The organism is Polaromonas sp., assembly GCF_039930745.1.
In the GTDB taxonomy this organism is placed as follows: Bacteria; Pseudomonadota; Gammaproteobacteria; order Burkholderiales; family Burkholderiaceae_C; genus Polaromonas.
Genome location: NZ_JBDTTH010000117.1, coordinates 1 through 9,490, shown reverse-complemented (window position 1 = coordinate 9,490; position 9,490 = coordinate 1). Strand labels below are relative to the sequence as shown.

General features: G+C 65.9%; 9 protein-coding genes. All 9 read right to left on the bottom strand.

Annotated features, from left to right (window positions below; genetic code table 11):
* Positions 1–659, bottom strand: a 659-nt coding sequence (locus tag ABI660_RS21455) for an extracellular solute-binding protein (RefSeq protein ID WP_348071954.1), incomplete at its 3' end; no start/stop codon positions are given.
* A gap of 33 nt (positions 660–692) precedes the next feature.
* Positions 693–1,718 (bottom strand): ABC transporter ATP-binding protein, encoded by a 1,026-nt coding sequence (locus ABI660_RS21450; protein WP_348071952.1) that lies wholly within the window; start codon positions 1,716–1,718, stop codon positions 693–695.
* 151 nt (positions 1,719–1,869) lie between these two features.
* Positions 1,870–2,058 (bottom strand): DUF2892 domain-containing protein, encoded by a 189-nt coding sequence (locus ABI660_RS21445; protein ID WP_348071950.1) that lies wholly within the window; start codon positions 2,056–2,058, stop codon positions 1,870–1,872.
* Positions 2,059–2,085: 27 nt separating this feature from the next.
* Positions 2,086–3,288 (bottom strand): biosynthetic peptidoglycan transglycosylase, encoded by a 1,203-nt coding sequence (locus tag ABI660_RS21440; protein WP_348071948.1) that lies wholly within the window; start codon positions 3,286–3,288, stop codon positions 2,086–2,088.
* An 86-nt stretch (positions 3,289–3,374) separates the two neighbouring features.
* Positions 3,375–3,920, bottom strand: a complete 546-nt coding sequence (locus ABI660_RS21435) for a hypothetical protein (RefSeq protein ID WP_348071946.1) — start codon at positions 3,918–3,920, stop codon at positions 3,375–3,377.
* The gene (gene xrtQ / locus ABI660_RS21430) at positions 3,913–4,803 is read right to left on the bottom strand and encodes an exosortase Q (protein WP_348071944.1); all 891 of its coding nucleotides are present in this window, start codon (positions 4,801–4,803) and stop codon (positions 3,913–3,915) included. The genes ABI660_RS21435 and xrtQ overlap by 8 nt, the downstream gene beginning before the upstream one ends.
* A gap of 9 nt (positions 4,804–4,812) precedes the next feature.
* Positions 4,813–6,882 carry a VIT and VWA domain-containing protein gene (locus ABI660_RS21425; protein WP_348071942.1) on the bottom strand — a complete coding sequence of 690 codons (2,070 nt, stop codon included), beginning with the start codon at positions 6,880–6,882 and terminating at the stop codon, positions 4,813–4,815.
* A 126-nt stretch (positions 6,883–7,008) separates the two neighbouring features.
* Positions 7,009–8,454, bottom strand: a complete 1,446-nt coding sequence (gene creC / locus ABI660_RS21420; protein WP_348071940.1) for a two-component system sensor histidine kinase CreC — start codon at positions 8,452–8,454, stop codon at positions 7,009–7,011.
* A gap of 91 nt (positions 8,455–8,545) precedes the next feature.
* Positions 8,546–9,274, bottom strand: coding sequence for a two-component system response regulator CreB (creB, locus tag ABI660_RS21415; RefSeq protein WP_348071938.1), 729 nt, complete (start codon positions 9,272–9,274; stop codon positions 8,546–8,548).
* Between the last annotated feature and the right edge of the window lie 216 nt (positions 9,275–9,490).

The window sequence follows — 9,490 nt, the reverse complement described above, 5'->3', positions numbered from 1 at the left end:
ACCATGGCCGCGTCCATGATGCCGATGGACGGGATGTTCAGGATGGCGGCCTTGCCCTTGAACTCGGGGTTGAGCAGTTCGGCCCAGGAAGAGATCGGGCGCTTGATCAGGTCGGGGCGTATGCCCAGCGTGTCGGCGTTGTACACCGTGGGGATCAGCGACATGAACTGAGTCGGCGACTTGGCGAACACCTTGGACTTTTCGCCTTCGAGGTAAATCACCTTCTTGGGCGCCGTTCCCTGGTCGCCGACGGCCTTGCCGGCCACGGTGCCGGTGGTGAACAGCGAGGTGATCTTGTCGGCGTTCTTGATCTTTTTGGTGTCAATGCCTTTCAGGTTGCCGGTCGGCACGATTTTCTTGAGCGAGAAGTACTCGGTGTCGATCAGGTCGAAACTGTTGGGCGCGGTGACGGCGCGTTTGGTGACGTCGTCGGTGGTGACGGCCACGTACTGGATGGTGATGCCGGTGTCGGCCTTGAACTTCTCGGCAATGGCCTTGTCCTGGTTCACCGCGGTGCCGAGGTAACGCAGGGTGATTTTTTCCTGGGCGTGCACGGCGGGCGCCAGGCCGGTGGCCAGGATGCCGGCCATGCCGGTGAGCAGGGTACGGCGTTGCATGCCGAGAGCTTCAGGGTTGGGATTGATGGTGTCGCTGGACATGGTGGCTCCTTGGTTAAAAACGTGAATGAGGGATCAGGCCCGCAGCGCGTGCGCGGCGTGCCAGGACAGGTGAACGGACTCGCCCATGGCATAGGGGCGCTGGGCAAAGCTGGCTTCGGGCAGCATCACCGAGACGCTGGTGGGGCCGGTGCTGGTGGCGGCATCGAGACCGAGCAGCACATAGGTGCCCTGGTACTCGACATCGGTGATCACTGCCCCCATGCCACCGATGCCGGCCGCCGGCGCGGTGGGCTCGGACCGCGCAATCAGCATGTGGTCGTTGCGCACGGCGATCTTGCCGGCGCCGGTGTCGATCACGTTGTGGCCACCCATGAAACGAGCGATGAATTCGGTGGCTGGCGCGTTGTAGACCTCGTGCGGCGAGCCGACCTGCTCGATCAGGCCGTTGTTCATCACCACCATGGTGTCGGCCAGCGCCATCGCTTCTTCCTGCGAGTGCGTGACGTGGATGAAGGTCAGGCCCAGTTCCTTCTGCCAGCGGCGCAGTTCGGCGCGCATCTGGATGCGCAGGAAAGGGTCCAGCGCCGACAACGGCTCATCGAGCAGCAGCACGCGCGGCTGGGTGATCAGGGCGCGCGCCAATGCCACGCGTTGTTGCTGTCCGCCCGAGAGCTCACCGGGTTTGCGTTGCGCCAGGTGACCCATGGCGACGCGCTCCAGCAGGTCCTGCGCCTGCTTGTGGCGCGTGGTCTTGTCGACACCTTTCATCTTCAGGCTGAAGGCCACGTTGTCGAGTGCCGACAGGTGCGGGAATAGCGCAAAACTCTGGAACATCATGGCGGTGCCGCGGGCTGCGGCCGCCAAACTGGTGATGTTGCGGTTTTCCAGCAGGATGTCGCCGCTGCTGACGGTTTCGTGGCCGGCGATCATGCGCAGGGTGGTGCTTTTGCCGCAGCCCGACGGGCCGAGCAGGCAGCAGTAGCTGCCGCTGGCGATGCGCAGGTTGATGTTGTCTACCGCAGGTGCGCCCTGCGCATACCTCTTGGTCAATGCAACCAGTTCAACGGCAGCAGGGGCGAGGGGCGTGACAGGGTCCATGCCTCGTCACATGCAGAAGGCATGCCAGCCTTGTACACAATCTAGCGCACTTATTGTGTACAAAATGCACTGGCATGGTGCGGGAATGGGGCGCGCGGTAGCTCGATGCCTCGCTGTGAATCAGATCAGGGCGCGAGGGCTCGCGCTGGTGTCACTTCATCTTGCAGGTATTGAACCCTAGCAGGGCATAAGGCGGACACCAGCCCACCAGGCCGGTTGCCAGGGGAACCACGCCCAGCCAGCCCCACCAGCCGACGGTGCCGGTGGCAGCCAGCCCGACCAGCACCAGCCCGATGGTGATGCGAAGAATGCGGTCGATGCCGCCAACATTGCTTTTCATGAAAGGCTCCAATGGTGAAGAGACTTTTTATTGGGCCTCCGGACGGGGGCTGTGTCCTTGATCTGGGTCAGCCGGCACGCGCGGTGGCGTCCATGCTGGTTGCGCCAGTTCTTCCGCGAGCCGGGCGCGCTGTCGCCTGGGCAGGCCGCGCAGGCCAGCGAGCACCCACTGCGCCCTGGCCGTATTGATTTCCCCGGTTTCTGCCCAGCGGCGTGCCTCCAGTCCGGGGTTGTGCAGCATGGCTGCCAGCCAGACTGCCTGTGCAGGCTCTAGTGCATGTGCGCGCTGGCCGAAGTAGTGCTGTGCGGCGGCCTCGGCGCCGCACAGGCCCGGCCCCCAGGGCGCATGTGCCAGGTAGAGCTGCAGCATGCGCGGCTTGCCCAGCGTCTGCTCCATCTCCACCGCGTACAGCAACTCCCGCAGTTTGCGCACGGGACTGCGCTCGCCCCCGGTGACCAGCAGTTTGGCCAGTTGCTGGGGCAGCGTGCTGGCGCCGCGGCTGATGCGGCCGTCGCGCTGGTTCTGGCGCATGGAGGCGCTGAACTCGGCGAGGTCGTAGCCGGGATGTTCGTAAAAGCGCTGGTCTTCGGCAGTGATCACGGCGCGCGAGAGCCAGCTGTCGGCGGCGAGGCGGCTGGTGCGCCGGCTGCAGCTGGAGCGGGCTGCGGCAAACACTTCGGTGCCCAGGCCGCTGACCTGGAAACCTTCGACCTGCGGCGTCAGGCTCAGCTGGCCATTGGGCAAGCTGAATTGGGCCTTCAGGGCAAAGCGGCCTTCAATGCGGGCGCGTGCCAGCTCGGGAATGGCTGTGCCGAACAGGGCATAAGCGTCGGCGATGGCGCTGGACGGCAGCTGCAGCTGGACTTGCAGCTGCCGGTTGCTCAGCTCACCGCGCCAGGTGGCACGCAATGCGCCCGAGGCCAGTTCGCCGTCAAGCAACTGGCCCTGCCGGCGGATGCTGAGCCGCAGTTCCTGCAGGACGACCCGCTCCTCACCGAGCGCGGACGGCGTGAGCGTACACGGCGCGCAATGCAGCAGCAAGGTGCGCGTGGGGGCTTGCCAGGCCAGCTGCACAGGGCCGGCGCGTGTTGCCAGGCGGCGGCCGTTCAGCAGGGGCCCGACCCAGGGCGCAGTGGCGAGGCGCAGCATGGTCGGCACGCCGGCCTGCAACTGCAACGGGCCGGCGCGCAGCGGCGCGGACCACTCGTCCGGTAGTGGTGCCAGCACCATTTTTGCTATGAAATAGCTAGCTGTCAGCCCAGATGCAGCAGGGGCTAGAAGCCAAAAAAGCATCAAACCCAGGCGGCGCAGCGTTTTCACAGCGGGCTCGCGACGGTGATGGCCTGCCACGGGCCTTGCGACTGGCCCAGGACGGCAGCCCAGTACCAGGCTGAGGTATCGGTGAAGCCGCGGCCACCGGCATCGACAATGCGCTCGCAGACCCGCTGGCGCTGCCCGCCGCGCCGCGCTTCAAAGCAGCGCCAGAGCAGCCGCTCGCGGTCCAGCTCGAGCTGCTGCGCGGCGATCTGGTAGCCCAGGCCCTGGTAGCAGTCGGTGGCCGGATGCAGCATGCGCGTCGGCTTGTCCACGCTTCGCACCACCAGCACTTGCGTCCCATTGGTCAGGCGGCTCAGCGTACCCGGAAAGCGCCGTGCAAAACGTTGTTCGACTTCGCTCAGCGCCAGCGGGCGCAGCGCCTGGCCTTGCCACTGCGTGACGAACTCGCTGCTGCTGGCGGGCTGATGCGGCTGGATGGATGGCCGGGCCAGCGCAGCGAAGACGGCCCACAACATGCACACGGGTAGCAGCACCGCCCACAGGCTTTTGTGCATGACGCGGTTGATGAAGCTGTTTTCAAACATGGCGTGTTCTCCCGGAACGTGTTTTCTCCGGGCGGGCCATGACCCACGCAATGGCGGCACACACGGCGGCCAGCACTGCCAGGCCGACACTTTCGTGAACCCAGCCGGGCACATGGCTGCCCGAGGCTTCGGCGGCCACCAGCACCGTGTTGCGCAGCACATTGCCACTCAGCACCAGCACGCTGACAGCAGGCAGACGGGTGAAAAAGGCACGGTTGCTGCGGGCGAGGTAAAGCGTGACGGCGCAGGCGCTGAAGTAGCCAAACCAGGCCATCTGCACGCCTGAACACGGCGCGTCCACGATCACCAGCTGGCCGTCCACCAGCAGGCTGGCACCGCTGCGCTCGACTTCATGGCCCAGCATCAGCAGCCAGCGGCTGGCTTCGGCGGTGATCACACGCAGCGGGTAGCCGGCATAAAACTGCAGCGAGGCCAGCAAGGGCAGCGACAGCACCGACAGGCCCAACACCGGCCCGCTGGCCACCGTGCCGGGCAGGAAGGCGCACAGCCCGGCGGCCAGTGTGCTCAATGAAAGCAGGGCCACCAGCAGCGGCGGCAACGCGCCCTGGCTGATAGTTGCTGCCACCGCGCCGGCCAGCGCTAACGCCAGCCACAGCAGGCGCGGCGCGGGCCGCAGGCGGCGGCGCTGCTGCCAGCCCAGCAGGGCCAGCGCCGACAGCGCCAGCAGCCCCAGTGGATCGTCGGAGCGGTCCAGCATGCGCTGGCCCATCCACAGCCAGGTCGGCCACAGGGCGGCGGCCAGCAGGGCGAGCCAGATCCATTCGGGCGCGGTGTCGATGCGCACGCCCCAGCGCACAAAGCCGGGCCGCTTGAGCAGGCCCTGCGGCCGGGCCAGCGTGTGAAGGTCGGTGAATAAAGCCATGGCGCGTCCTCAGGCGGTCAGGCGGGCTGCGTTGTGACGACGCTGGCGGCGCGCCAGCATGGCCAGCACCGACAGCATCATGGCCATGCCGCCCCACACCGCGGGCTCGGGTGTGCCGGGTACTTCGGCACCTATCGCGAGGTTGCTCACGCCCTGCGGCATGGGCGAGGGCTGGTTCACGCTGGGCGCGTCAAGCGCCTGGGTGTTGCGCACGACCTTGTCCACCGCGAGGAAGCTGGTGTACTGCGTGAGCAGGTTGTACTGCAGGCCGAGCTCGGTGATGCGCTGGCGCTGGGCGTCGCCACCTTCAAGCGCCTCCTGGTCGGACAGGCCGGCGATGCGATGCCGTGCCCAGAGGTAACGCAGCGCGGCTGCGTCCTGGCTGCTGCTGCCCACGGGCAGGGCCTTGCGATAGGGGCCGCTGGCACTCTGGCCTTCGATGACCAGCTGGCCGCCGGCCTTGCCGCGCCATTTGCCAAAGACCACCACCGGGCGCTCGCCCAGCACATCGGGCAATTGGGCGGGTTCCACGTCGTACACGTCCATGCCCTCAAACCGGGCCTTCACGCTGGTCAGAACGGGCGAGTCGATCATCTTGCGAAAGCGCGCGGCCTCGGCGGGCGCTTCGGAGGCTTTGGTGATGATGAAGGGCTCGCCCATGCCGGCACGAGCCAGGCCTTCCATCAGGTGGCGGTTCACCGAGGAGCCGATGCCGAAAGAAAACAGGTTGGCCTGCGAGAGGTTGCGGCGCACCAGTTCGAACGCTTCACGCTCCACCGAGACGTAGCCGTCGGTCACTACCACGATGGTGCGCGAGACGTCGGCGGCCTTGGGCTCGGCGTAGACGCGCTTCAGGGCCGGGATCAGCTCGGTGCTGCCGCCACCGCCCATCTGCACGATGGTGTTGATGGCCTGGTCGATGTTGGCGCGGCTAGCGGGCACGGAGCTTGGGCTGAGGAAGCGATTGCTGCCGGAGAACAGCAGCACGTTGAAGCTGTCGCTGGGCCGCAGGCTGCCGATCAGCTCGCGCAGCAGGGCCTTGGAGGTCTCCAGCGGGAAGCCGTGCATGGAGCCGGAGATATCGACCACAAAGATGTATTCGCGCGGGCTGATGGTTTGCGCCGCAATCTGTTTGGGCGGCTCGACCATGGCGAGGAAGAAGTTTTCGCCGCTACCTTCGTAGAGCATGATGCCGGATTCGATGCGGTCGCCGGCAAGCCGGTAGTCGAGGATGAAGTCGCGGTTGTTGGCAGGGCCGCTGCCGGGGCGCAGCGACACGCTGGCGCGTTTGCTGCCGGTGTCGCTTTCATCTGCAAGCTGTACGTTGACGCTGTGGGAGTCAGAACGCACTTCCTTCAGGCCGATCGGCGTGACAAGTTGCACCTTGATGTCAAAGGCGGTGGCCGAAGGCTGGCCGGCCGGCAGGTAGGGCTTGGCCACCCAGGGCGCCTGGGCGTTTTCCGACTGTGGACTGTTGTAGCGCGGGCCGACCACGGTGGGAAAAACGAACTGGTAGTTGCCCGACTGCGGCACCAGCAGCTCGGTGTAGCGCAGCTCGACCTTCACGTCGTCGCCGGGCATGATGTTGGCGACGTTCATCTGGAACACATTGGGCAGATGCTGCTCGAGCAGGGCGGCAGTTTTGCCTTCTTTTTTGGCGCTGTCGTATTCGATGCGCGCCTGCTGCTTCTCGCGGATGTTGGCGGTGATCAGGCGGTCGGCCAGGCGCACATTCATGCCATAGACCGCGGCCTTGGTGGAACCGGGAAAAACGTATTTGGCTTCAATGGCGCGCTGGCCTTCGTTGCGGTAGTGCTGGGTGACGGTGACGTCGGCGATCACGCCGGAGATGCGCACGTCAACCAGGGTGGCCTTCAGGGGCAGCTGGTCCAGGCCGGGTTCATCGCTCTTGACGAAGAAGTAGGGGCTCTCGGTTTTCTGCCGTGGGGCGGTGCTGTCGCGGTCCTGGGCGTGCGCGGGGCTCAGCGTCAGCGTGATGAAGCAGGCGGCGGCAATACCGGCGGTGGCAAGCCACAGCCAGCGCGCGGCGGAGGCTGGGTGGAACAGGGTGGGCGACATGAAAAACTCCTTGGCAGGCGTGCGACAGTGCACGGGTCCAAGGATGTCGGCCATCCGGGAAGGCGGTTCGAAGCTTTCGGGAAGCTTGTGTGAAGTCGGTGTGAAATGTCGTTACGAAATTGCGAATCAAGAAGAAGCGCGGGGCAGCGACAGCGTGGCAATGGCACCCTGGCCGGGTTCCCCGGGCACATTGGCCAGTTCGATGCGCCCGTCATGCAGGGCGGCGATCTCGCGCACAAAGGCCAGGCCCAGACCGGTGCTCTTCTTGCGCGAATGCGGCCTTGCCAGCGAGTAGAACTTCTCGAACACCTTGTCCTGGGCGTATTCGGGAATGCCGGGGCCGCTGTCCTGCACACGGATGCGCACCGAGCGGGGCTGCAGCTGCAGCGAGAGCACGACGGTGCCGCCGGCAGGCGAGAAATCGACTGCGTTGTCCAGCAGGTTGCTGACGGCGCGGCGCAGCAGGAAGGCATCGCCCTCCACCGCCGCGTCTTCCGGTGCATCCACCGTGATGCGGAGGCCGCGCGCAGCCGCGGCGTCCTGGGCAGCCTCCGCGAGTTCCGCGAGCAGCGGCTTGATCGCCACGGGCACCGGGCGATCCAGCGCGCGGCGGGTTTCCAGCGCGGTGAGCTCCATCATGCGGTCCACCATCTCCTGGATGCGGCCGGTCTCGCGCATGATGTTGGCCAGGAAGCGCTGGCGCTCGGCCTGCGGCATGCCGGCTTCCTGCAGCAGTTCGGCCGCACCGCGAATGGCCGACAGCGGGCTTTTGACTTCGTGCGTGAGGGTCTGCACATAGTCGGCCACATAGTTGCGGCCGGCCAGCGCGTCGCGCATTTCGTCATAGGCCGCACCGATGGCGCCCAGCGCGCGCCGGCCCAGGCGCGGCAGGTTCAGCGAGCGCTGGGCCCGCACGTACCGCACGTAGTCGGCAATCACGCCGAAGGGCCGCACCAGCCAGACAGAAACGATCACGGCCAGCAGCAGCACCGCCAGCACGGACACCAGGCCGACAAAGAGGGTTTTCTGGCGCGCCGCGGAGACAAACTGGCCGAAGCTGGTGACCGGCTTTCCAATCGTGGCGACACCGATGATCTCGTTGTTCCAGCGGATCGGTGCGCCCACATACATGACCGAGCTCAGCGGGTCCGCCTCCACGTCGCGGGTGGTTCGCGCGCCGTAGTCGCCGCGCAGCGTGAAGCTGACGTCGTGCCATTGCGAATAGTCGGCTCCGGCGGACTTCCCCAGCGAGTCGAACAGCACGCGGCCCGAGCGGTCGGTGACATAGGCGCGCATTTCAATGCGCGTTTTGGTAACCGAATAGATCTGCGACAAAAACTGGCGCGCGTACAGCGACTTGAACAGCGGCTCCAGCCGCGTGGTGTCGATGGCGCCGGCCTGCACGTCCTGCTCGATCAGGCCGGCCAGCAGGTGCGAGGTTTCGACCAGCGACTCCTCGGCCGACTCGCGGTAACGCGGGTCGATCTCGGCGACCACGCGGTAAAGAATGAAGGCAATGCCGGCTGCATAGATCAGCAGGATGCCGATGAAGATGCGGTTGCGCTTATTCAACGGACCCCCACGCTTTTCACTGCGTGTAATGCGCTGCCCCCCGAGGGGGCTGGCCTTGCTCGGGGCGGCCCTTCGCGGCGTCCGTTCCGGCTCAACGCTGCTCCTGGGGCAGATCCTCGGCCAGCGCGTAGCCCGAACCGCGCGAAGTGCGTATCGGCTCGGTGTGTGGCGCCACCGCCTTGAGCTTGGCACGCAGGGTCTTGATGTGCGCATCCACGGTGCGGTCGAAACTGGCGGCGTCGTCGTCCCAGACTTTGGTGAGCAGCTCGTCGCGGGTGTAGACCCGGCCGGGCTTTTGCACCAGCAGACGCAGGATGCCGTATTCGTAACGCGACAGCTCCAACGCCTGGCCGTAGAAGCGGATCTGGCGGCGTTCTTCATCAAGTGAAAAAACCACGCTGACTGCAGGAACGGTTTCCCGGGGCCCGGCAGCGGTCGTACGCACGGTGCGGCGCAGGATGCCGCGCACCCGCGCCACGAGTTCGCGCGGCGAAAACGGTTTGGCAATGTAGTCGTCGGCGCCGAGTTCGAGGCCGACAACACGGTCGATCTCATCACTTCGCGCCGTCAGGAACAGCATGGGCACGGCTGCCCCGCCGGGCAGAGCCTGCAGGCGCTTGAACAGCTCGAAGCCGTTGAGGTCAGGCAGGCCGACGTCAAGGATGGCGAGCGCCGGCGGCTCGGCTGCAAACTCCTGCAGCGCCTGCTGGGCGGTGGCGCACCACACCGGCGCAAAGCCGTCGGTGGCCAGCACATACTGGATCGTGTCGGCAATGCCGGACTCGTCTTCTATCACCAGGATGCGGGGCTTGTGGAGCATGGGGGGTATGGTAGCTGTTGGGGCGGCTGTCATCCCGGGCCTGATCCGGGATCCATGTCTGCTGACTCTTTCAGCGCTTCGTTTGGTTGTAGTTCGCCAGCAAGCCGGGGGTTGCCCGGCAGCAACTCACTTTCTTTTTGCGTCGCCAAAAAGAAAGTAAGCAAAGAAAAAGGCGACCCGATGGTCTGGGTCCCTTCGCTTCGCTACGGGCAACCT